The organism is Pseudomaricurvus hydrocarbonicus (assembly GCF_011602365.1).
In the GTDB taxonomy this organism is placed as follows: domain Bacteria; phylum Pseudomonadota; class Gammaproteobacteria; order Pseudomonadales; family Cellvibrionaceae; genus Pseudomaricurvus; species Pseudomaricurvus hydrocarbonicus.
Window position 1 is genome coordinate 386,556 of sequence record NZ_JAAONZ010000001.1, and the last position, 23,875, is coordinate 410,430.

At 54.9% G+C, this 23,875-nt stretch carries 22 protein-coding genes; 8 read left to right on the forward strand and 14 right to left on the reverse strand.

Going from position 1 to position 23,875, the window contains the following annotated elements:
- Positions 1 to 51: 51 nt before the first annotated feature.
- The 3 genes from G8770_RS01610 to G8770_RS01620 form a co-directional block, all read right to left on the reverse strand.
- Complete coding sequence (locus tag G8770_RS01610; RefSeq protein WP_167181073.1) at positions 52 to 1,161, reverse strand: NADH:flavin oxidoreductase; 1,110 nt, start codon at positions 1,159 to 1,161, stop codon at positions 52 to 54.
- A gap of 154 nt (positions 1,162 to 1,315) precedes the next feature.
- Positions 1,316 to 1,900: a TetR/AcrR family transcriptional regulator gene (locus tag G8770_RS01615; protein ID WP_167181075.1), complete on the reverse strand. Its 585-nt coding sequence runs from the start codon at positions 1,898 to 1,900 to the stop codon at positions 1,316 to 1,318.
- A gap of 149 nt (positions 1,901 to 2,049) precedes the next feature.
- Positions 2,050 to 2,739: a VIT1/CCC1 transporter family protein gene (locus G8770_RS01620; protein ID WP_167181077.1), complete on the reverse strand. Its 690-nt coding sequence runs from the start codon at positions 2,737 to 2,739 to the stop codon at positions 2,050 to 2,052.
- A 289-nt stretch (positions 2,740 to 3,028) separates the two neighbouring features.
- On the opposite strand from G8770_RS01620, the gene G8770_RS01625 reads away from it, so the two are divergent.
- Positions 3,029 to 3,886: a PA4780 family RIO1-like protein kinase gene (locus tag G8770_RS01625; protein WP_167181079.1), complete on the forward strand. Its 858-nt coding sequence runs from the start codon at positions 3,029 to 3,031 to the stop codon at positions 3,884 to 3,886.
- A 103-nt stretch (positions 3,887 to 3,989) separates the two neighbouring features.
- Here G8770_RS01625 and G8770_RS01630 read toward each other — a convergent pair whose 3' ends face one another.
- The 3 genes from G8770_RS01630 to G8770_RS01640 form a co-directional block, all read right to left on the reverse strand.
- Positions 3,990 to 5,762, reverse strand: a complete 1,773-nt coding sequence (locus G8770_RS01630; protein ID WP_167181081.1) for a sugar phosphorylase — start codon at positions 5,760 to 5,762, stop codon at positions 3,990 to 3,992.
- Positions 5,759 to 6,985 carry a glycosyltransferase family protein gene (locus G8770_RS01635; RefSeq protein ID WP_167181083.1) on the reverse strand — a complete coding sequence of 409 codons (1,227 nt, stop codon included), beginning with the start codon at positions 6,983 to 6,985 and terminating at the stop codon, positions 5,759 to 5,761. Before G8770_RS01635 ends, G8770_RS01630 begins: the two co-directional genes overlap by 4 nt.
- A 169-nt stretch (positions 6,986 to 7,154) precedes the next feature.
- A complete protein-coding gene (locus tag G8770_RS01640) occupies positions 7,155 to 8,099 on the reverse strand; it encodes an HAD-IIB family hydrolase (protein WP_167181085.1) in 945 nt (314 codons plus the stop codon).
- A gap of 721 nt (positions 8,100 to 8,820) precedes the next feature.
- Between G8770_RS01640 and G8770_RS01645 the strand changes: the two genes are divergently transcribed.
- From G8770_RS01645 to G8770_RS01675, 7 genes are all read left to right on the forward strand, one after another.
- Positions 8,821 to 9,546: a hypothetical protein gene (locus tag G8770_RS01645; protein ID WP_167181087.1), complete on the forward strand. Its 726-nt coding sequence runs from the start codon at positions 8,821 to 8,823 to the stop codon at positions 9,544 to 9,546.
- 20 nt (positions 9,547 to 9,566) lie between these two features.
- Positions 9,567 to 10,169 carry a uracil-DNA glycosylase family protein gene (locus G8770_RS01650; protein WP_167181089.1) on the forward strand — a complete coding sequence of 201 codons (603 nt, stop codon included), beginning with the start codon at positions 9,567 to 9,569 and terminating at the stop codon, positions 10,167 to 10,169.
- 71 nt (positions 10,170 to 10,240) lie between these two features.
- The gene (locus tag G8770_RS01655) at positions 10,241 to 11,986 is read left to right on the forward strand and encodes an amidohydrolase (protein WP_167181091.1); all 1,746 of its coding nucleotides are present in this window, start codon (positions 10,241 to 10,243) and stop codon (positions 11,984 to 11,986) included.
- Between the two features lie 101 nt (positions 11,987 to 12,087).
- Positions 12,088 to 12,642, forward strand: coding sequence for a bifunctional adenosylcobinamide kinase/adenosylcobinamide-phosphate guanylyltransferase (gene cobU, locus G8770_RS01660; protein ID WP_167181094.1), 555 nt, complete (start codon positions 12,088 to 12,090; stop codon positions 12,640 to 12,642).
- A gap of 230 nt (positions 12,643 to 12,872) precedes the next feature.
- On the forward strand, positions 12,873 to 13,919 hold the full coding sequence (gene cobT, locus G8770_RS01665; protein ID WP_167181096.1) for a nicotinate-nucleotide--dimethylbenzimidazole phosphoribosyltransferase: 1,047 nt from the start codon (positions 12,873 to 12,875) through the stop codon (positions 13,917 to 13,919).
- Between the two features lie 55 nt (positions 13,920 to 13,974).
- A complete protein-coding gene (locus G8770_RS01670; RefSeq protein WP_167181098.1) occupies positions 13,975 to 14,667 on the forward strand; it encodes a histidine phosphatase family protein in 693 nt (230 codons plus the stop codon).
- Between the two features lie 65 nt (positions 14,668 to 14,732).
- A complete protein-coding gene (locus G8770_RS01675) occupies positions 14,733 to 15,497 on the forward strand; it encodes an adenosylcobinamide-GDP ribazoletransferase (RefSeq protein ID WP_167181100.1) in 765 nt (254 codons plus the stop codon).
- Positions 15,498 to 15,605: 108 nt separating this feature from the next.
- Here the strand turns inward: G8770_RS01675 and G8770_RS01680 are convergent, their stop codons facing one another.
- From G8770_RS01680 to G8770_RS01715, 8 genes are all read right to left on the reverse strand, one after another.
- A complete protein-coding gene (locus G8770_RS01680; RefSeq protein WP_167181102.1) occupies positions 15,606 to 16,355 on the reverse strand; it encodes a competence/damage-inducible protein A in 750 nt (249 codons plus the stop codon).
- An 82-nt stretch (positions 16,356 to 16,437) separates the two neighbouring features.
- Positions 16,438 to 17,985: a cobyric acid synthase gene (locus G8770_RS01685; RefSeq protein WP_167181104.1), complete on the reverse strand. Its 1,548-nt coding sequence runs from the start codon at positions 17,983 to 17,985 to the stop codon at positions 16,438 to 16,440.
- Positions 17,986 to 18,040: 55 nt separating this feature from the next.
- The gene (gene bluB, locus G8770_RS01690) at positions 18,041 to 18,730 is read right to left on the reverse strand and encodes a 5,6-dimethylbenzimidazole synthase (protein ID WP_167181106.1); all 690 of its coding nucleotides are present in this window, start codon (positions 18,728 to 18,730) and stop codon (positions 18,041 to 18,043) included.
- A gap of 60 nt (positions 18,731 to 18,790) precedes the next feature.
- Entirely contained in the window at positions 18,791 to 19,729 is a 939-nt protein-coding gene (locus tag G8770_RS01695) for a cobalamin-binding protein (protein WP_208021974.1), read from the reverse strand.
- Positions 19,730 to 19,736: 7 nt separating this feature from the next.
- Entirely contained in the window at positions 19,737 to 20,852 is a 1,116-nt protein-coding gene (gene cobD / locus G8770_RS01700) for a threonine-phosphate decarboxylase CobD (RefSeq protein WP_167181108.1), read from the reverse strand.
- Between the two features lie 137 nt (positions 20,853 to 20,989).
- Positions 20,990 to 22,015: a CobD/CbiB family cobalamin biosynthesis protein gene (locus G8770_RS01705; protein WP_167181110.1), complete on the reverse strand. Its 1,026-nt coding sequence runs from the start codon at positions 22,013 to 22,015 to the stop codon at positions 20,990 to 20,992.
- The gene (locus G8770_RS01710; protein ID WP_167181112.1) at positions 22,009 to 22,794 is read right to left on the reverse strand and encodes a heme ABC transporter ATP-binding protein; all 786 of its coding nucleotides are present in this window, start codon (positions 22,792 to 22,794) and stop codon (positions 22,009 to 22,011) included. The genes G8770_RS01705 and G8770_RS01710 overlap by 7 nt, the downstream gene beginning before the upstream one ends.
- Positions 22,794 to 23,810, reverse strand: a complete 1,017-nt coding sequence (locus G8770_RS01715) for a FecCD family ABC transporter permease (protein ID WP_167181114.1) — start codon at positions 23,808 to 23,810, stop codon at positions 22,794 to 22,796. The genes G8770_RS01710 and G8770_RS01715 overlap by 1 nt, the downstream gene beginning before the upstream one ends.
- Positions 23,811 to 23,875: the final 65 nt, after the last annotated feature.

A 23,875-nucleotide genomic window follows, 5' to 3' on the forward strand; every position in this document is an offset into this window, starting at 1 on the left:
ATTCAACCACTCACGGTCACAGACTTAAACAACAAAAACGATCAGCAGCGCTTACACCAGCTTGGCTAACTGGGCAGAATCGTAAGCCACTAAATCCTCAAGTTGACTGCTGCGGATCTGATTCGCCCACTCCGGATTGGCGATCAACGCACGCCCAACCGCCACCAAATCAAATTCATCGTTGTCCAAACGCTGAATCAAATTGTCCAGGCTGGCGGGCTCCGCTGCACGAAAGCCCTGATCGCCAGGTGCTGGCAGAAATTCTGCGTTTAACCCGACGCTGCCCACTGTGATGCAGGGCTTACCTGTCAATTGCCGGGTCCAACCCGCCAGATTGAGGTCGCTGCCATCGAATTCAGGCTCCCAGAAGCGGCGCGTGGAACAGTGGAAAATATCCACCCCGGCGTCGCTGAGTGGCTTCAGGAAAGCCTCCAGCGCCTCGGGCGTTGTCGCCAGGCGAGCGGTGTAATCCTGCTGCTTCCACTGCGACCAACGCAGGATGATGGGGAAGTCGGGGCCCACGGCAGTCCGGATCGCACGGATAATTTCAATCGCAAAACGCGAGCGGGCCGCCAAATCACCGCCGTACCCGTCCTCACGATGATTGGTACCCTCCCAGAAAAACTGGTCGACCAAGTAACCGTGCGCCGCATGAATCTCGACCGCATCAAAACCAATGGCCTGCGCATCTTTAGCCGCCTGTGCAAATGCCGCCACCACCTCATCAATATCAGCTTGTGTCATTTCATGACCGGTAACTTTGCCCGGCATGGCCATACCCGATGGACCAAACCCGGGAGTGTCTCCGCCTGGCTCGACACCCGGCTTGCGAATCGCCCCCACATGCCACAACTGAGGCGCGATCTTACCCCCCTCTGCGTGAACCGCATCCACCACTTTTTTCCAGCCCGCCAGCGGCTCTTCTCCGGCAATGAACGGCACATCGGCATAACCGGACGCGGCCTTGTGCCCAATGCAGGTGCCTTCCGTAATGATCAAACCCACACCGCCTGCTGCACGACGTCGATAATATTCCACGACCTGATCATTGGGCACATTACCCGGCGACATTGAGCGCGTCATCGGCGCCATCACCACACGATTCGGCAGCGTCAATGGCCCCAGTGTAAACGGTTTAAAAAGACTGTTTGTGTTACTCATAAAACGGACTCCAATTTGTTCCTCGCGGTGGTTGGTAAGACCCTCAAATCATCAAGCGCCCACACCCAACCTACTAGTAGGATGGTTAACATGCCAAAGTCTGGCCTCGCGATCTTGCAAGATCAGCTATCGACTGGCATTCAGTGACATTTGTTCAGGCAGACTCGCCCAACAAAACGGTTTTCATTTGTGTGATGGCCGCATCGAAGACCTCGCTGCCATGCACACGGGAATACTGCAAAGCGCCCTTACAGGTCAGGACGAACAAAATAGCCTGGCTTCGGGCGGCGCCCACAAACTGTAACTCGCCATTGTCCCGGCCCTGCTCCAGCAACTCGGCAATAAAATTGAGCTCGTGGTCATCCATTCGCTTTAACGCCGGGCGCATAGCCTCAGGCAGGGAAGCAATATCCGCCTGCAAGCTGCTCAATGGGCATATTTTTTTGTCGCCGCACGCGTATCGCAAAGTGCCTTTTACGTAGGCATCAAGCTTGTCCATCGCCGAGCCCGAGAGATTGCGGGCCCGTGTAAACTCACGCTCATGCCAGTCCTGAATCACTTCGCACAGCGCCACCCCCAAATCCGCTTTTTTGGGAAAATGATGATGAATACTGGCTTTGGTAATACCCAGCTTACTGGACAGGTCCTGGTAACTGAAACTTTCAAACCCGTGGGTTTGCAGTAATTCCAGCGCCAAATCGAGGATTTGTTGTTTGCGGTTTTTGGGGCGAGTTTGCATGACCGAAATACTAACCTACTGGTAGGTTAGTTAGCAAGTTGTTTCAGAAAAGGGCACTAAGCCAACCCTGTCCCGCAGACAGCAAGCCCAGCTCGACACTGCACCACCTCCAGATCGCCTCACCACTACCCCAAACAATCACTTCACCACTACACCACTACCCCAAACAAGTGCCCCACCAGCGAGGTAGCGATCATGGCCAGGGCGCCCCAAAAAGTGACCCGCACAATCCCTTTGAGCACGGAAGCCCCTCCTGCCCGAGCCGCCAGCCCACCCAATACCCCAAGAAACAGCAGGGAAGCGAGCGCCACTGACAGGATCTGGGACGCACCGGGTACCGCCCAAACCACCGCCAAAGGCAGAAACGCCCCGACCATAAAGGTGGCCGCAGAAGAGAGTGCCGCCACCACCGGCTGGGCATTGCCATTGTGAGAAATCCCGATCTCATCTCTGGCGTGGGCGGCCAGGGCATCGTGTTCCATGAGCTGTGTGGCCACTTCTTTTGCCAATCCGGCTTCCAGACCCCGTCCCACATAAATTTCTGCCAGCTCGACTTTTTCTGCATGAAAGTCCTGATCCAGAGATTTCTGTTCGATAGCCAGATCGGCTTTTTCCGTATCCGACTGTGAACTGACCGACACATACTCTCCGGCCGCCATCGACATCGCGCCGGCCACCAGGCTGGCCACCCCCGCCAACAAAATGTTTTCCTGTGACGTGCCCGCCGAAGCCACGCCGATGACCAGACTCGCCGTGGAGACAATCCCGTCATTGGCTCCCAGTACCGCCGCCCGCAACCAACCGGTACGATGGGATTTGTGATGTTCTCTATGGCTCATTGAAGTTCCTGAAGTCAAAAATGAATAGAAAATAACCGGGTTACGCGGAGCTGACCCGCAAGCAGCCGTCGCCAGCGACTAATGCACCCGAACAGGCACTATTGCTCCTGAACAGGTACTATTGCTCCTGAACAGGTACTATTCCACCCGAACAGGCACTATTGCTGCTGAACAGGTACATTTTGCTTACCGGTTGAGTCGTTTGCGAGGGCGCCACTGGCCATTTGGCAACTGCCTGCTTTATAACTACATACTATCCAACTCCGGCGGATTAAGGTATAACGACGCCATGAAAACCCCTAAACGAATACTCCCCCTGGTAGAAGACGGCCTTGTGGACGAAGTCCTGAGCCAGCTCATGAGCGGCAAGGAAGCTACCGTCTATACCGTGCGCAGTGGCAACGAGATCCAATGCGCCAAGGTCTATAAAGAAGCCGCCAAACGCAGCTTCAAAAAAGCCGTTCAATATCAGGAAGGCCGTAAAGTCCGCAATAGCCGCCGCGCCAGAGCCATGGAAAAGGGCTCTAAATTTGGTCGCAAGCAGCAGGAAGAAGTCTGGCAAAACGCCGAAGTAGACGCCCTCTATCGGGTGGATGCGGCAGGCGTCCGCGTGCCCAAGCCCTACGGTTGCTTTGATGGCGTGCTGCTGATGGAACTGATCACCAACGACGAAGGTGAAGTCGCGCCTAGGCTGAATGACGTGACCATGTCCGCCGAGCAGGCCAGGGAAGATCACGCCGTGATGATGCAATACATTATGCGCATGTTATGCGCCGGCATCGTCCACGGTGACCTGTCCGAGTTTAACGTGCTGGTGGATGATTATGGCCCGGTCATCATTGACCTGCCTCAGGCTGTAGACGCGGCCGCCAACAACAATGCCGAAGCCATGCTCGAGAGGGACGTGGAAAACATCACCCAGTATTACGGTCAATTCGCACCGGATTTGTTGAGCACCCGGTATGCACAAGAGATTTGGGCTCTTTACGAAGAGGGTGAATTACAGCCGGAGCTGCAACTCACCGGTCTCTTTGAAGACCCTGCAGGCCAGGCCGATGTAGATTCCGTACTGGAAGAAATCAAAGCCGCCTTTGCGGAAGAGCAGGAGCGCCTGGAGCGCATCCGGGAAGCCGACGAGGACGACTGACACTCACGCCATCCACAATCAGCAGCGACGGCTGTCCGCCGCTGCTGACTCAGACCGAGAACCGTTCGACAGCCAAGCCCCCCCTCCTTTAACATCGCCGCCATCACCGCACCTGATTACTGATCCACAGGGTTTTATATGGCTCTAGTGTCAACATCGCATCCCCTTCAGGTAAGCTCTCACCACTGATCAAATCGACCCAGGAATCGGTAACAATCAGATTGATGTCCGACAGCTGTAGCGGCTGAGCTTCGTCACTGACATTGGTGATGCAAAAAATACTTTGAGTCCGATCCCGTGACTGCCGCCAAAAACCAAAGATGGCTTCGCCCAGGTGCAGGGTGAATTGTGTGGCATTGGGGTGAAACGCAGGCTGCTTCTGACGTATTTTCAGCAATTTCTTTAGGGCCTTAAAAACCCGGTTGTGGGAGCTGGTTTCCGACCCCAGTTCGGCCTCGATCTCATCGTAATGCCACTGGTGGCGGTTTATAGCACGGCTATGTCCACTGTTCTCCATACGATCATAATCATTGTGGGTGCCCACCATGCTGTGCACATAAATACCGGGGATCCCTTCCAGCGCCAGCATAATGGCGTGAGCACAAACAAAACGTTGAAAACCAAAGTCATCGGGACCCTTGGTGGTGCCCTGCAAGGCATCATAGAGCGCAATGTTGATTTCGTAAGGGCGTACCTCACCGCTGTCCAGAGCCCGCCAGGAGACCCGACCGCCAAATTCCTGCATGGTTTTAATCAAGCTGTCGGTTTCTTCATCGCTCAGCAAGCCTTCAACCGGACGCAGTCCAATGCCATCGTGTGACGCGATAAAGTTAAAATAGGTGGTGCCATTTTGCGCCGGCGGCATACTCATCATCCACATTTTCAGATAATGGCAGTTACCGGTAACCAGGGTATTCACTAACAATGGCGGCAGGGAGAAATTGTAGACGCAATGGGCTTCGTTGGCGTTGCCAAAATACGACAAATTTTCACGGTTGGGAATGTTGGTTTCCGTGATAATCACCGCTTCACGTTCGGCGTTCTCAATCAATAAACGCAATAGCCGTACGATCAAATGAGTTTCTTCCAGATTAATACAGCTGGTGCCAATCTTTTTCCATAAAAACGCCACCGCATCCAGCCGGAAAATTCTCACCCCCATATCCAGATACTGACGAATAATAGAAACAAACTGCTTCAGGACTTCCGGGTTGGTAAAATCCAAATCCACCTGATCGTGACTGAACGTGCACCATACATGCTGCAGCCCGCGCTCTGTTTCCACTTCTTTCAATAATTCACTGGTGCGCGGACGCACCACGTCTTTCAAATCATCTTCGGGCGAGGCTGTAAAAAAATAATCGTGGCCCGGACCTTCACCCTTAATGAAATTTTGAAACCAAAGACTGCGACTCGAACAGTGGTTAATCACCAGATCGCCCATCAGCCGATAGCGCTGGGCGATATCGTAGATATGGCTCCAATCGCCCAACCCTTCATTGACACTGGAAAAATCAATAACAGCGAAACCGTCATCCGAGCTGAATGGAAAAAACGGCAGAATGTGGACACTGTTGATAATGCCTTCGCAGTGCTCGTCCAAAAAATGTTTCAATACTTCTAACGGCTTTTCTTTCACTCCTTCTGTCGGGATAAAACTGTCACCGTAGGTAATCAGAATAACGTCTTCCTGACTCCATGGATTGTAATGGGGAGGCGGCGCAGAATCCTCTTCAGGCTCCAGCCGCATCAAAACCATTAACTCCTGTGCAAGTTGCTCAAAGGTAATGTCAAGAGGTGTCTCGTGGTAAATCAACTCCAAATGGTGAATCAATCGGGCGATTAATGAATTGTCGGTAACAACCGTCTCTATCATATCGAGCCATACTCCTTGTTGTCTTCTTCTACCGCGTTATAGAGTTTTTCCAGCACATCGGGAATTGCACTGATTACTCTGTTCCAACTGGGAATAAACGGCGTTTCCATTGGACGATCCAAAAAGGCATCCCCCGCCTTCATGATGTTTTGCGCAAACAGCTCTACCGCTTTCTCTTCCTGGTGAATATCCAATGACAAACCATTCATAACAGCATCATTGTGATAGGTTTCAACAAAATCCAGTGCAATGCGGAAATACGTCGCCTTTAAGGAGCGGAAAGTTTCGGTGTTGAATGTGATTCCCTGTGTAGCCAACTTGCGAAACAGCGCCTTGGAAATGTCAATCGACATTTTCGAAAGCCCGCCATCCTCGTTATCATAGGACAGCTCCTGATGCTTGTGATCATAGACATCGGCAATGTCCACCTGGCACAAACGGTTGTTGGCGTAATTGCGGTGCATTTCTGACAAGACCCCGATCTCCAGCCCCCAATCACTGGGAATACGAATGTCGTTCAACACGTCTTTACGAAAGGAAAACTCGCCAGCCAGGGAATAGCGATAGCTGTCCATGTACTGAAGATACTCGAGTTCACCAAAGATTTTTTTCAACGCCCTCAACAAAGGCGTCACTAACAGTCGACACACCCGACCATTAATTTTTCTGTCCGCCACGCGTGCGTAAAAGCCTTTACAGAATTCATAATTGAAACGTGGATTGGCCACGGGGTAAATTAACCGCGCCAACAACTCTCGGTCATAAGTTACAATATCACAATCGTGCAGCGCCACCGATTCAGAGCGGTTAGACGCTAACGTGTAACCCATGCAATACCAGACATTGCGGCCCTTACCCAATTCTTTCGGGGCCAACCCCTGTGCTTTTAATTCGGCGTCCAAAGCCTGCAACCGGGGCCCGTCGTTCCACAGGACGCGATGGTGCTGCGGCAATTCATCAAAGAATTTCAACGCGTATTCGTATTGGCTTTTATCTGCACGATCCAGACCAATGACGATTTCCGAAAGATAATCCGCGCCGTGCAATTGTTTTACAATATTCGGCAAGGCCTCGCCTTCCAGCTCGGAAAACAGAGAAGGCAAAACCAATGACATCGGTCGCGTGCGACTGAACCCTCTCAATTCATTTTCCAGCTCCTCAAGAGGACGATGCGATAAATTGTGAAGGGTTGTTACAATGCCGTTTTGATAAAAATCAGCCACGTTATTATCCTTTTATTGATGAACACATATACTGCCTGTAAAAACTTGCAGTGTGAAAACTCAAGCCACTGTTACCCGCTATTAACCGCTCAAGTAACAACAAACAACAACCCAATTAACAACGGTGTTTTTCGTTGACAGTGTTTAATTAAAATCATGAGTCGCGCAGCTATACACTGAACAGCTCAATCTCTCCCTGCGATTGCAACTCCTCCAGCCAGTGGTTAATGCCTTCTGTCCAGCCCATGGGGCCCGTAGATTCTGACACCCAATACCCATGCTTGCGTGACAACTTTGGAGGCTCATGACTGGGTGAGCGAATGACTACCGCACGATCCGCGCACTCCAGCATGGCCACATCGTTCTGACTGTCACCCAAGGCTATTGACAGGGTTCGCACACCATTTTGCTGATTTTGAAAATGCTGCTGAAAACTCGGGTGATGGTGCTGAACCCGAAATTGGTGCTGTTGAGATTCTCGCTTTTGCAGTTGATATTGCTTAACCAGCCAGGTCATCGCCCGCCCCTTGTCCGCATCGCCCGCAAGATGCACGAATCGGCCACCGTGTAAGACGTTGGCCCCCCGGTCCCGAAACCATTGACTAAAGACCAGCAACTCTTCCTCGGTCCCCAGCCAGCGTAACGGCTCGCCAAATTCACGCTCTTTCGCCTGAGCCGCCAGCTGGACGTCCAGTCCGGTAACCTCCGCGACACGCTCGGCAGACATCTCGGCAAAGTGCTCCAACTTGCCGTCAAGGTCAAAATGCAGCTTGGCCTCCTCCAAAAGCTTCAGCCAGTGTTCACGTCGCTGGCAAAAGGTCTTGCACCAAAAATCCCCCACACCTTCTGTGCCTTCGGGCTGGTAGTGGAATTCAGATTTGGGCAGATAAACCGCAGCGCCGTTTTCAACGATGAAGGGGGAGTCATTACCCAGGGTTTGCCTCAGGGACAACACTTCAGAGTGGGTTTTACTGGTGCAGAGGACAACCGGAACGGAGGCAAAATCCAACCATTTGAGCAGAGGGCGGGCCGGCTCAAAGCTGTAGCTGTGATGGTCCAGCAGCGAGCCATCCAGATCGGAAACAATGATCAACTGCGCATGTTTCTTGATCACAATACGATAAAACTCCTTTGTTGCTTCGCGAAGTTTAAAAACACCGACTTGAGTCGACGCCTGACAATACCATTTGTTCGACCTGAATCCGGGGTTAACTCCCCCTACAGGCACACCAGTCAGTGAGAGCACTTCGACGAACAGCTGCTTCAATAGTCACTTTCCGTAAAACAAGAGCAATTTGCGTGCCTTTTTTGCACCATTGCGGTGAACAACCGTGCCAGCCGATCTCAACCTTTATTTTTGCACTAATATGCAGCATATCAATGCACCATCGCGCCGGGAGAGCGCACCATTTCTGCCCAGTCACTCGCCAGGCAATACACACGTTGCTGTTCCGGCTTGCCGTTACACACAGATTTTGGGGCAGAAAGGGATAAGCATCGCTGTTCTTCTTCCGCTCATGGTTTACACTGCCAGTCATTAAGGTGGCGTCATCGCCCCACCAGAAACGATATTTATGCCAATGTTTGTACCAATGCCCGCTTGAGAGGTGAGTATGGCTATAGCCAATAGCGTATTAATTATAGCTGTATTATTTTTTGCCCTTCGGGGTTATCAATCACGGTTCAAGTCGCCCGCAAAGCGGAGGGCTGGTGCTGGTTTAGGCGCCATAACCGGGCTTTTCGTCGGTATCGCAATTTTATGGCTAACCAATACCGCCCCCTCAACCGCGCAAGTTGAGGCGACAACAGCGATTGAGAGTCCCCACCAAAGCCTGATGCAACAGCTGACCCGGCAGTTGTCGTCCTTCGTCGGCAACGCCTTCATCAGCCGCGCCCACGCGGAGCCCACACCCGGTTCCGCAGTGGCTTCTGACATGAATCGCCACACCGAACACCGGATCATCTCCCCGGAAGAGCTTCTCGCCCAGGCCACGTTTCTGTTAATGACACGCCCTGAAGACACGGTGATGCGCCTGCAGCGCCTGGGACAGAACCCGACGCTGATTGCACTTTTCAGCAAACCCGCCAATCAGCAGGTGCTGGATCAGGGCAGCCCCGCCGACATTGAACAATTAACCGATTTTCAGAGGCTCCGAAAGGACCCGGACATGCAGATGCTGTTCGGTCGGGATTACCTCAGTGACCGGCAACTGGCCACACTGGTGTCCACCTATTGGAAGCGCAACAACCAGCTGCAAAATAATTCCGAGGTACAGCGACTGCTGCAAGACCCGGAATTAAAAGCGCTGCTGGATTCCGGCAGCCTGCTGGCGTTAATCACCCACCCCAAAGGGCGCCAATTGATTAATGCCTACCTCTATCCACCGACCACGTCGGGTGCATCATCGACTCGACCAAAGAGCTCATCCACGGCCACTGAACATCAGCCCCCCTCTGTGGACACGCGAGGCGGTCCTGGCAGCACCTCCGGCAAGAACCCGGAATTTGCCAGCGACGACATCTTTCAAACCATTGACGACACCGAACTGGGCCGAAGATAACAGCCTCAAAGACCAGTCCCATGACACACGAGAAAATCCCGGCTGCAGACCTGACGTCGCTGCTGCAACAAGTTCGACAGTGCCGGCACTGCGAAGCGGAGTTACCCCTGGGCGCCAACCCAGTGGTTCAGATTCACCCAGATGCCCGACTGTTGATTATCGGACAGGCCCCGGGAACCCGGGTTCACGCCTCCGGCATTCCCTGGGATGACCCCTCGGGCGATCGCCTGCGCCAATGGCTGGGCCTGGACAAGCACAGATTCTATAATCCAAAACAGGTGGCGATCATGCCCATGGGGTTTTGCTACCCCGGCAAAGGAAAGTCAGGTGACCTTCCGCCTCGTCCTGAATGCGCCCCCCAGTGGCACGATCAGCTACTGGCCCAGATGCCAAATATCGAACTCACGCTGTGTATCGGCCTTTATGCTCAGCGCCATTACCTGCCCGGCCCCTACAAAACCCTCACCGAGCGGGTTGGCCAGTGGCAACACTTTATTCCCAAACAACTGCCTCTGCCTCACCCCTCCCCCCGAAATCGTCGCTGGCTGCAACAACATCCCTGGTTTGAATCCGAGGTGGTGCCCTGGCTGCAAGATCGGGTGAGCCAAATTCTCGACGCCTAGGTCATACCGCTGTTTACCAAGCCATGAAGCTGATAGTGTTTAGCCAACATCACAACCTCTAAGATACGTTCATGCCACTATTGTTAGAACACACCCGGACTTGCCGCTTGGGGACCCTCGTCTTGGTCTTCAACTTGTTTTTGCTCAGCGGCTTGCTGTCAGGTTGCAGTAACGACAACAATGCGACGATTTATACGGCCCAAGCGATCATCACCATGAATCCGCAACAACCCCGTGCTGAAGCCATTGCGGTCCTGAACGGCAAAATTGAAGCCGTGGGCGATCTCGCCACGGTGACGGCGGCCGTAGCCCACCATAACCCGCAGGTGGATCGAAGTTTTCAGGGCAAAGCCATACTGCCCGGATTCATCGAACCCCACCTGCACCCCTACCTGGCGGGCATTTTACTGCCGATGGAATTTATCACACCCCACGACTGGGACATGCCCGGCAAACAAGCCAAGGGAGTCCGTGGGCGTGATGCTTATTTAGAGCAATTGAAAAACGCGGACCAAAAACTGGGCTCGGATGAATGGCTGTGGACCTGGGGGTATCACCCCTATTTTCACGGTGAACTTACCCGGGCTGACCTTGACCAAATCTCCACTCAGCGGCCGATCGTCGTCTGGCACCGATCGTTTCACGAAATTATTGTCAACACAGCGGTATTAAACGAACTGGAACTTGAAGACACGGCTCACCCGCAGGTGAATTTTGCCGAGGGGCACTTCTATGAAAACGGCCTCTACCAACTGGTTCCTCACATCATGCCGATGCTCACCAGCCCGTTTCGCTATCTGGGAGCTCTGCGCCATGCCCGCGATATTATCCACGCAGGCGGAGTGACCACCGTGTCTGATGGCGCTTTCGGAACCATGGATTTCGACAAGGAATGGTTGAGCATGCGTTTCTCCAGCTGGAACCGCAGCTCCAGCCCGTTTCGCTTTATGGTGCTCGCCGATGGCAAAGGGCTGGGCAAGCAAATGGGCCACGAGCAGGCCAAAGCTTTCATCAAAACCCTGCCCGAAAAGAACACCGGGAAAGTGACGTTTTTACCCCGGCAGGTGAAGTTGTTCGCGGATGGCGCTGCCTATTCGCAACTGATGCAAATGCGCGATGGCTACCTCGACGGCCACCACGGTGAATGGCTGATGACACCGGACGAACTGGAGACCACGGCTCGCCTGTATTGGCGGGATGATTTTCAGATTCACATTCACGTCAACGGCGATCTGGGGCTGGATGCCACACTGGATATCATTGAAAAACTGCAACGGGAATATCCACGCAAAGACCATCGCACCACCGTCCATCATTTAGCCTACGCTCGCCCGGAGCAGGCTCAGCGTATGGCCCATCTTGGTGTCCGGGTTTCGGCCAACCCCTATTACGTGTGGGCACTGGCGGACAAGTACGCAGAAGTCGGGCTCGGCCCCGAGCGAGCCCATCACATGGTCCCGCTGAAATCCGTGGTGGATGCCGGAGTGCCCCTGTCCTTTCATTCGGACTTCACCATGGCGCCGGTACAGCCACTGCTGTTGGCCTGGGCCGCAGCAACCCGCCTGACGGCAGAGGGCCGCGTTGTCGGAGCGGACCAGCGCATATCCCTGGATGACGCACTCAAAAGCATTACCCTGGATGCGGCCAGTCAACTGCGCATGGAAGATAGCATCGGCAGTTTATCCGTCGGTAAAAACGCCGATTTCACCATCCTCGAACAAGACCCATACACCCAGCCCATTGAGCGATTAAAAGACATCCCGGTCTGGGGTACCGTTCTGGAAGGGAAAAAACAGCCCATTGCGGCAGACCTGTGAGCCAGGTCTGAAAAGATCAACCCGATGCTTTACAATACCGCTTGATGCAGCAGCCCAAAACCACAGCCGCTGCCCGCAAGCATTCAGACCAGAGTCTTTTTATGAAACAGCTCATCTTTGGCGGCGCACGATCCGGCAAAAGCCGACTGGCAGAACACCTGACCGGGCTGTACGGTGACACCATTGCCTACATCGCCACGGCAGACGCGCAGTTTCACGATGCCGAAATGACCGCGCGGGTGGTACACCACCGCCAACAGCGCCCACCGCACTGGCACACACTCGAGGTGCCCTGCGAACTGGGCGCCAGTCTGCGCGCAGAGGCTTCGAACTACGATGCCATTATTGTCGACTGCCTGACCCTGTGGCTGACCAATTGCCTGATGGCCGAAGAGCGCCATCCCGACTTTTGGTCGCAGCAAAAACAACGGTTTCTGTCAGCTCTGGATGAAATCCGCACGCCGGTGATTCTGGTCAGCAACGAGGTCGGCATGGGTATTGTGCCTTTGGGTGAACTTAATCGGCGCTTTGTCGACGAAGCCGGCTTTCTGAATCAAGCCACCGCGCGTCTGTGCGACCGGGTCATTTTTACCGCAGCGGGCTGTCCGCTCGTGATGAAGGGCACCGCGCTGAGCCACACCGAGTTGCAGGAATAATTCGCATTGAACCATAGCCCGGAACAGCAGCCTCAAAGGTCCAGACATAACACAGCCCTGAGCGTCTTTAATTTACAGCCCTGAGCGCCTTTAATTTACAGCCCTGAGCGTCTTTTATTTACAGCCTTGAGCACCTTTTAATTATGGCCCTGGGCGCTTGACAACCGCCGATCAACTTTCCGCATTGAGCAACAGAGTTCTTTGCACTCAACAAACAACGGAGACACCGCATGAGTTGGTACCATGAACCCGCAGCCACCCCCAGTGACACTCATCGACACAGCGCTGAACAACGTCAGGCTCAACTGACCAAGCCGGCGGGATCCATGGGACAACTGGAAACCGTCGCGGTTAAGTTGGCCAGCTTACAGGCCACCGATCAGCCCGCCTGCGACAACGTCGGCATCACCATTTTTGCCGCAGATCACGGTGTCGCGTCCGAAGGTGTTTCGGCTTTCCCGCAGTCCGTCACGGCACAGATGGTGCAAAACTTTTCTACCGGCGGGGCGGCGATTGCTGTGTTGGCGAAATCCCTGAATGCCAGGCTCGATGTCATCAATGTGGGCACGGTCACTGAATTACCCGAACTGAAGGGCGTTTCGGATCAACGCATTGCCGCCGGCACCGCCAACTTTACGCAAAAAGCCGCCATGTCTTCCGATCAATTGCAGCAGGCTTTACGCATTGGGCAAACAGCCATCCTTGCGGCTAAAGAAGCAGGCAGTCAATTGTGGATCGGCGGAGAAATGGGCATTGCCAATACCACCTCAGCCACCGCCCTGGCCTGCGCCTATTTGAAAAAGCACGCGGCTGAAATTGTAGGGCCAGGCACCGGTCTGGATAACGCCGGACAAATCCATAAATCGGCCGTGATTCATCGCGCCCTGGACGTGTTTGACGCAACCTCACAGCAACCACTGAAAAACTTACAGTATCTCGGCGGGTTTGAAATTGCCGCCCTCACCGGCGCTTACCTGGCCGCCGCACAAGTGGGGCTGCCAGCACTGGTGGACGGGTTTATTTGCAGTGTGGCGGCGCTCTACGCACAGGCCATTAACCCCACCATCAAGCCCTGGCTGATCCTGTCACACAAATCTGCCGAGCCAGGTCACCAGGCCGTGCTCCGCGCCTTCGATCAAAAACCCTTGCTGGATCTGGACCTGCGTCTGGGTGAAGGCAGCGGTGCGGCCAGCGCTGTACCCCTGCTGCGGCTGGCATGCGATCTTCACAACCAGATGGCCACGTTTGAACACGCTGGCGTGGACGCCAAAGGTTGAGCGGTTTTTCCAACCGCTCCCATCACCCATGTAACTCAACAAGGCGGATGAAGCCATGAACCAGCAGCGAGTCACCACCCTGGATTTTCTACGCCATGGCGAATGTCAGGATACGCTCCATAAAGGCCAGAAAAACACGGACAGCCATGCCATTTTCAGAGGCCGGACTGACTCGCCGCTGAATGAAACCGGCTGGCATCAAATGAATCAGGCCATCCAACACTGGCACACACCGTTGACCGAGGTTAGCCACAGCTGGGAAAAAATACTGAGCTCACCGCTGAAGCGCTGCCAGACTTTTGCCGAACAGCTGGCCGAATTCCTGAAACTGCCGGTTGAAACCCGCACGGCGTTGCGCGAAATTGACTTTGGGGACTGGGATGGCCAATTAATTCAAACCATCGAACAACAATCACCGCAAGCGCTGGCACGCTTCTGGCAAAACCCGACACAACAAACGCCGCCCAATGGAGAATCACTGTCGGACTTTCACCAGCGGGTGATCAAGGCCTTTGACGAAATCGTGCAGACCCAGCAAAATCAGCACTGTCTGGTGGTGTGCCACGGCGGCGTCATTAAAAGCGTCATGGCTCACTGTTTGAATATGCCACTCGATAGCGTGCATCGACTGTCCATTCCTCACGCCTGCATGACCCAGATACAGATCTTTCACCAGCCGGGCTTCCCTGACTGGATCCAGCTGACCCGGCATCAGCCACCACCGGCAGAAATTCCCAGCGCCCATTAACGCATCACTCTCTCGCTGGGATTGGAACCTTTGTTAAACCTTGAATGGACCTTGAGAAAACAGCTATGAAGGCTCTGACCTCCTCCCCCCTTGGACGTGCCCTGATCGTCGCGTTTCTGTTTCTGACGCGGCTGCCCATGCCCAGGCTGCCCGACTATGACCCACGAGACTCTGGCCGTGCGCTGCCGCTGTTTCCACTGGTTGGGCTGGCCATCGGCGGACTGCTGGCCCTGACCGCCACAGCCCTTCAGGGCCATCTCCCGGCCAGTGTCGTTGCCGCCCTCGTAGTGACTCTGTGGGTGTTAATTACCGGTGGCTTGCATTTGGATGGTCTTGGCGACAGCGCCGACGGCTGGCTCGCTGGCGGCGACACAGAACGCACGCTGGAGATCATGAAAGACCCGCGCAGCGGCAGTGCCGCAGTGATCATCATTGGCTGCCTGTTATTGCTGAAATTCTCCGCCCTAAGCGCTCTAATTGCCCATCAGAACGGCTGGGCGTTATGCCTCGCTCCGGTTCTGTCCAGAGCGATGGCCCTGCTGTTGCTGCTGTCGACACCCTATGTCAGCAAGCAAGGCATTGCGGAAAACTTCCTTAAATACGCCAACCGTCGACACCTGCGCATCAGTGTGGCTTGCGCGTGGATTTTCGCGCTGGTGCTGCTGCCGTTGCCACAGGCGTTAATTCTGATGGTAACTGTCACGAGTTTGTTTGCGGGGTTGAGAGCCCTGATGGTGCGAAGACTGGGGGGCACCACCGGCGATACCAGTGGCGCAAGCATTGAAATTTTGGAAGCCGCGGTGCTGATTGCCTGCCTGGTGAGTGTGTAAACCGACCATCAAACTGCACCGGGTGGCCGGCCCTCTGCCGGCTGGCAAATTGAACCGGCAGCCCGTTGCCTGAAGTTACTGACGGCTTTTATGGGCAGGTGAAGCGCGTTAATCAGACGCCCGCTGCCAGCGAATATCCAACGCCTGCAGCCCTTGTTTCATCGCGGTATAGGCCTCTTTAGCCAACAGCTGTGGGCCTTTCACCCCCAACTCAATACGGGGCTCATCCCCCATAATCGGCAAGCTAAACACTTTAATCCCGGCAAAATCCGCCAGCAACTGTTCCATCAAGGGAATGATGGTGCTCTCATTGGCCCCTTGCAGCATCACCGAGTGCTCCCGATAACTGCGGTCCGCGATGTCGGGGTACTGTGTGTCCAGCACCCATTCCAACATAGGCCAGGCCATTTGCGGAAATCCGGGGACGAAGTGGTGATCCTGGATGCTGAAACCCGGAATGCCGTTCACCGGGTTGGGGATAATGGTCGTACCCTTGGGAAATTCCACCAGCCGATAACGTGTATCGGTCAATTCACGGCCGGTCTCCCGGGCGAATTTTTCGAGCAGTTTCACCCCGTCAGGGTGTCGTTGCGTAACCGTGCCCAGGGCTCTGGCCACCGCTTCGCGGGTGAGGTCGTCGGGGGTCGCGCCGATACCGCCGGTACTGAGGACCAAATGGCCTTTGGCAAAACTCTGCTGATAACATTCCACCAGCTCATCCATATCATCGCCCAGCACCCGGGCCCAGTTGAGGCACAGCCCGCGCTGATTCAGTATTTCAACAATCTTCGATAAGTGCTTATCGGTACGACGACCTGAGAGGATTTCATCCCCGACAATAACCAACCCGATTTGCATGTTCCTTCCTCATTGATGACCCATGTCGGCCATTATACGGGTATAAAGCGGATCCTGTTCAAGGGACAAAAAGATCAGAGCCCTATCCCCGGGTGAATTGCGGTAACACCTCGCGCCAACGCTGCCAGTCCATAGCGGCTTCCACCGAGTCGCTCAATCGCTCCACTTCCCGCTCCCGCAGCGCTTCGTAATCAAAGTGCTCCACCACCTCCAGTCCGGCCCACTGCAGCAGTTTATCCAGCGCCGCCTGCTGGTCAAACAGACCGTGCAGGTAAGTACCATAGATTGCGTTGTCGTGGCTGATCGCGCCATCGGCTTGCAGCGCTGAAGATTCACCTTCAAGCTCCAGGTTCACCCTCTCAAGCAACACCGCCGGTGTGTTGAGGGCTTCACCCGAGGTAACGCCCGCGTGTATTTCATAACCGCTCACGGGGGTTTCACCATCGAACAACAGCCCCTTGCGATTGATCAACTGCTTGCTCGGGAACAAGCGGGTTTCCAGCTTCAACCAGCCCAGGCCCGGGACACTCTCCGGCACGCCCTCAATACCTTCCGGGTCATGAATCATCTGGCCCAGCATTTGATAGCCCCCACAAATGCCCATCAACTTGCCACCGTATCGCAAATGCCGCTCAATCGCCTGCGGCCAACCCTGTTGCTGCAAAAATTTCAGATCGGCAATCACACTTTTACTGCCCGGCAAAATCATCAGGTCGGCGGCCGGTATGGGTTGATCCGGGCCGATGAAATGAAACTCCACCTGCGGGTGCAGGCGCAGTGCATCAAAATCCGTGTGATTGCTGATGCGCGGCAATGCCGGCACCACCACTTTGAGTTTTTGTTGCTGATGCTCTTCACTCGCCTGGGTGTTTGCGGTTAAAGCGTCTTCGGCTTCCAAATGAAAACCCTGCAAATACGGCAACACCGCCAGCACCGGTTTGCCGGTACGCTCTTGCAACCAGTCTAATCCCGGTTCCAGCAAGCCGATGTCGCCGCGAAAACGGTTGATGACAAACCCCACCACCCGCGCCTGTTCAGAAGGCGACAACAACTCCAGCGTTCCGACCAGATGAGCAAACACACCGCCTTTATCAATATCCGCAATCAGGATCACCGGACAATCCGCGGCTTCGGCAAACCCCATGTTGGCGATGTCGCGATCGCGCAGATTGATTTCCGCCGGACTGCCGGCCCCTTCGACAAACACATATTGATAGTGATCACACAACCGTCGATGTGAGTCCAACACCGCCGTCATCGCCACCGTTTTGTAATCGTGATAAGCCGCCGCCTCCATATTGGTGATGGCTTTACCGTGCACGATCACCTGGGCACCGGTATCACTGTTAGGCTTGAGCAATATCGGGTTCATGTCCGTATGCGGTTGCAACCCTGCTGCAAACGCCTGCACCGCCTGGGCGCGGCCAATTTCGCCCCCATCCACCGTCACCGCACTGTTGAGCGCCATGTTCTGGGGTTTGAAAGGCACCACCGAATTGCCCTGACGGGCAAAAATACGACACAGCGCCGTCACCAGCGTACTCTTGCCCGCATCGGACGTGGTGCCTTGCACCATTAAGGTTTTAGTGCCTTGCACCCTTAAGGTTTTAGTGCTGATAAGTTCACTCATGACCCTTGCCACACCACACGCTTGAGAATATTTTCATTTTTCACCGGCCTCGTTATCACGCTTTCTTATCCCACTGCTGTTGCGCCCGGGCCGCCTTGTCGACGTCCCAGCCATCGCGCATCACATAATCGTTGAGATCGCCACGCTCAGCCCAACCTTCTTTCGCCAGCATCGGTTGATCGTAAAACGCATCCACATGCCCCAGACACAAGATGCCGACAGGTTCGACATCGGCCGGAAACTTCATCAGGGTTTTCACCTCGTCAGGGTCAAAAATAGACACCCAACCCATGCCGATGCCTTCAGCCCGAGCCGCCAGCCAGACGTTCTGGATGGCGCAGGCCGCGGATGCCAGGTCCATTTGCGGCAAGGTCCGGCGACCAAAAATATGGCGCTCGCGCTGGTCCATCAGAGCGACCACCCAGACTTCACCACACTCGAGGATGCCCTGTACCTTTAACTGCATGAACTCATCCGAGCGCTGCCCCATGACCGCGGCCGTCTTTAATCGCTCCTGTTCCACCACCGCGTGCAGATTCTTTTTTAGCGCCAGATCTTGTACGCGGATGATGCGCCAGGGCTGCATCAGTCCCACACTGGGCGCGCTGTGCGCTGCAAGCAACAGTTTTTCTATCACCTCATCGGCAATCGCCTCGCTGCGAAAATGCCGCATGTCCCGACGTTCAAAAATGGCTTTATAGACACCCGCTTTAGCCGCTTGATCAAATTCAAATTCTGCCGACATAACCCCGTCTCCTGCACGGCAAGCCAAGAGCTTGCGCGCTAGCTTAGTGTTTCCCTGCCGTTAATAATAGTGCTCTCGCGCATCCTGAAGGTGTTCACACATCGCTTTCACCCCGGTTAACACACGCGGGGTATTGCGCTGAATAATATCCGGCGGAATAAATTTGAGCTGTTGGTTTTTCACCGCCTGCAAACTGGGCCAGCGTCGCCAGTCATCCAGCCACTCGGGGCGGGCTTCGCCCATGCCACTGGCGACAATCACCTGAGGATCAATGCGCAAGATCGATTCGACACTGACTTTCGGGGCCAGCGACTGTACGTTGGAAAAGATGTTACGGCCTCCGCACAGACGAATCACATCACTGATCATGTGGTCACCGTTTAAGGTTTGCAGCGGGTCGCTCCACACCTGATAAAAGACACTGACCGGCTGACGATTGGAATAGGTTGCTGTCAACGCCTGCAGGGTTACATCAAACTTCTGTCGCGCTGTAACGGCGGTTTTGGAACCGGACAAGATGCCAATTTTTTCCATTGACTCGCCAATGTCCTTCAGTGTCCGGGACTCTGAAAAATACACCGGAATGCCCAGGTTTTGGATAGGCGCCACCCGCTGAGGTCCGTTGCCCGAATACCACGCCAACACCAGATCCGGATTCAACCGCAGAATCGCCTCGGCGCTGAATGCCTTGTAGGTACCAACGCGAGGTATCTGCTGAGCGGCTTCGGGAAAATCACTGTAGTTAACCGCCCCCACCAGCTTATCGCCACTGCCCACGGCATAAACGACTTCGACAATGTGCGGTGCCAACGCCACGATGCGTTTTGCCGGTCGCTCCAGACGCACCAGGTTGCCGAGATCGTCGATGACTTCTACCGCATCATCAGCCGTTGCCGCACCGGCCCACAATAAACCGGCTAACCCCACCGCCAGCAATGCCGCGGCCGGATTAAAACGTAACAACATCTTCGTCAGGCGGCGCTGAGTCCATGGATTCATTGTTCTGTTACCCCTGTCCTGCGGTGATGCTGTGCCTGGTCAGCGTTTGAAGATTGTTAGACTCTTCATGTCTGACGGTGTCGCTTTCGCGACGGCCTTGTTGAGCCCATTCGTCAAGGGCCATCAATAATCGAGCCAACCCCTGCTCATCCGTCAAGCCAATGCGCAGGCAAGTGACCCCGTCCTGAGGTTCAAAAATGCGCACCAAAATGCCCCGCTGAGCAAAGAAATGAAATAACCGTGGCAAAAGGCTGCCGCGAGCAAATAACGACACAAACAGCGGTCCTACCCCCATTTGGATATCCCTGTCCTGCAGCAGGTGCGCATTGAGAATGCCCACCAATTGTTCTTTATAGTAGGACACCCGATGGCGTTGGGTACGCTGCCAGATGCTGTCCGATAACATCCGTTCACCCATCCACTGTGCTGGCCCGGAGACGCTCCAGAGCATCGTTTTTTGTAGAAATGTTTGTCTCAGTGACTCTCCCGCGATCAAAAATCCCAGCCGCAAACCGGCCATACCAAAAAACTTGCCCACCGAGCGCAGCACCACCAGATGATCCGATTCACCCAATAACACCGCACTGTGATGCCCCGGTTCAACATCGGCAAAAGCTTCATCCACCAACAAAATCCCGCCTCTGGCCGTGACCATTTGCAGCCAGCTCAGCAGACAGGACAACGGCGTGATCGCGGCACTGGGGTTGTTGGGATTAATCACCAGCACGGAAGTAACCCGATCCCCTTCCAGCAGCGCAGTAACCTCGTCCGGGGAATCATAAAACACCACATCATGGCCACTGCGGGACCAACAGCGGGCATGCTCACCATAACCCCATCGAGGAATCGCAATCGCATGTTGGGGCATACATTCCGGCAACAATTCAATGGCGACTTGCGAGCCGCCCACCGGCACAACCTGGCGAGCCTCACACCCATAATAGTTCGCTGCCGCCTGGCACAATCCCTCTGGCGCTTCCGGCAATCGCTGCCACACCTGGGCGGGTATGTCTGTCACCGGCCAACTCCACGGCGCAATGCCGGTGGAGAGGTCCAACCAGTCGGCTGTCACCTGCGGGTATTGAGCTTTGATTTTTTCCAGTTGGCCACCGTGATTCAACATCGGGGTTACCTATTTACCTATTGATTGATCTATTTATGTATCGGTCTAATGCTATATCGATTGATGATTTGACCGTCGTTCTCATTGAGACGATACCGGAATTCTATGTTCGCCGGGTAAACGCACGGGCCGGCTTTTTAAAGCCACCCACAAAGTGATAAAAGCATGGCGGTGCTCAGCCACAGCCACACCGTCTGATCGACCAGGCGAATACTGCGCGGGATATCGTCAATTTTAGTGTCCTGCCCCTCGCCCATGACCGGGCGCGATTGCCACTCACCATGATAGAAAGCCCCACCGCCCAATACCACGCCCAGGGCACCCGCGCCACTGCACATCACCGGGCCGCCGTTGGGACTGGCACAATGCCTGGCTTGCCGCTGCCAACAGCGTAACGCGGAGGATGTTCTGCCCAGCGCGGCGTAACTCAGCGCGGTCAGCCGCGCCGGCAGCCAGTTGAGCAGGTCGTCCATTTTGGCACTGCAATAACCAAACGCCTGCAGGCGGGGCGTGCGATAGCCCCACATGGCATCAAGGGTATTGGCCAGCCGATACAAGACTGCCCCCGCCGGGCCTAATACCGCAAACCAAAACAGGGGGGCAAAAATCGCATCACTGCCGTTTTCCAGCACTGACTCAATGGTCGCCCGCGCCACGGCGGACTCGTCCATCGACTCTGTGTCGCGGCTGACAATACGCGCCACCTGGGTTTTTGCCGCCTCCAGTCCCTGCTCGGAAAATGCCGTCGCCACCGCTTGGCCGTGTTCGCGCAAACTTTGCCAGCCCACACTGACATACACACACACGATGACCAAAACCGATGTGAATCCTGTAGCCCAGGGTCCTGCATTGTCCAGGCCTGCACCGCCGTACCAGAGCCAGGCAATGCACACCGGCAGCGGCAGCACCAGCAACAGCCAGGCCCCGACACCGGCGAGAGTCGCTAAACAAGCACCTGAAAAAATGCCATTAACAGCTTCGCCAGCTGGCTGGGCAGCGCTTTGGGAGCCCCGTAAATGGGGATTCCATCGAGCTTCCAGTTTCATTGCCAGTGTGCCAAAGCCGATCAGTGGGTGATACCGGGCAGGCTCACCCACCAGACGATCCAGCCACAGTGCCAGCAGTGCAAGTCCCGGCAGGATCCAGGGGCTGAAGGCTAACATAACAACCAGGGACGGCCAGTTTCAGGGTGAGTGACACGGTGAAACTCGACCTGAAACACCTCTTTTAACAAGGCTTCCTGGAGTACCTCATCCGGCGTACCCACCGCACGAATCTGACCACAACACATCAATACCAGTTGATCGGCACAGTGCGCCGCCAGATTTAAATCGTGCATGGCGGTGAGCACCCCACACCCCTCTGCCGCACGTTCACGCAGCAACCGGGCCACCATCTGCTGGTGTGAATAATCCAAAGCGGAAGTCGGCTCGTCCAGTACCACCAGACGCTGCCAATCGTCTTCACTTTGCCAGACCTGGGCCAGCACCCGGGCCAGCTGTACCCGCTGTTTTTCTCCACCGGACAGGTTGGTGTAGGCCTGCTGGCGCAAATAGTGCACATCGGTACTGTGTAATGCCTGCGCGACGATGTCCTGATCCAGCACCAGACCGGTGTCGTGAGGCGTGCGTCCCAACATCACCACTTCTTCGGCCGTAAAGGGAAAATTTAACAGGGAATTTTGCGGCAACACCGCCATGTGCAAGGCTTTTTCGGCCGCTGACAAGCTCGACAATAAACGGCGGTTAAAGTGGACCTCTCCGCTCTGGGGAGTCACTTCACCGCAAGCCACTTTCAACAGCGACGACTTGCCCGCACCGTTGGGACCCAGCACCACCACCACCTGCCCGCCTTCAACATGGAGATCCACGGACTGCAAAATGGGCGTGAGACGACTTTTGTCGGTCGCATAATTCAAATGAATATTCTGTAAATGCAGCATCAAAGTCCTCCTGTCGCCGCGCGCTGGCGGCGCAACAAAGACAAGAAGAACGGCGCCCCCAACACGGCCGTCACTACCCCGATCGGCAGCTCACCCGGCGCCAGTACAAAGCGCGAGCAGGCATCGGCCAGCATCAACAGAATGGCCCCGGCCAGGGCGGAACAAGGAATCAAACCGCGGTGATCGGGTCCAATCAACAGGCGCACTATGTGGGGGGTTACCAGGCCGACAAAAGCAATGGTACCCGTCAGTGCCACGGCAATCCCCACCACCAGAGCCACCAGCACAATCACCTGCAGCTTGATGCGATCCACATCAATGCCCAGATGTCGGGCTTCTGACTCCCCCAGTAAAAAGGCATTCAGGGCTTTGCTGTAACGGGGAAACCAGCACAACAACCCCCCCAGTAAAAAGACAGCAAACACCACGCGCCCCCAGGAGGCGTTGCTTAAAGAACCCATTTGCCACAGGCTGATCTGTCGCAGCATATGATTGTCGGCGATAAAACTGAAAAAGCTGTTCAACGCTCCCGCCAGGGCACTGATGGCAATACCCGCCAGCAACATGGTTGCCACTGAGGTGCCGGTGGCGGTTGCTGCCAGGCGATACACCAGCCAAGTGGCTACGGTGGCACCGAGAAAAGCGCCCATCGCGACAAACGATACCCCCAACAATTCGTGCACACCAAACAAACCCGCGCCCATGACAATGACAAAACTGGCACCCGCCGATGCACCGCTCGATACACCAATTAAAGAAGGGTCCGCCAACGGGTTGCGAAACAACCCTTGCATCATCACCCCGGAGACGGCCAGTGCCGCGCCGATGATCGCCGCCATCAAGGTTCGCGGCAGCCGAATCTGTTGAATGATTAATTGATTGGAAACGGTTTGCGCTTCGGCACTTTGCCAGAATGGCAAAATAAGTTCCGGTCCCACCGCCAGCGACACCAACAAGCTGAGTGGCAACATCACCCCTAGAGTGATCATCAATTTTGTCGGTTGCATGCGATTCATAAGTGGTCAATCAAAGTGTGGCTAAATGTATTTTTATAAATGCCAAAAGGAGGCTCACACCTCCT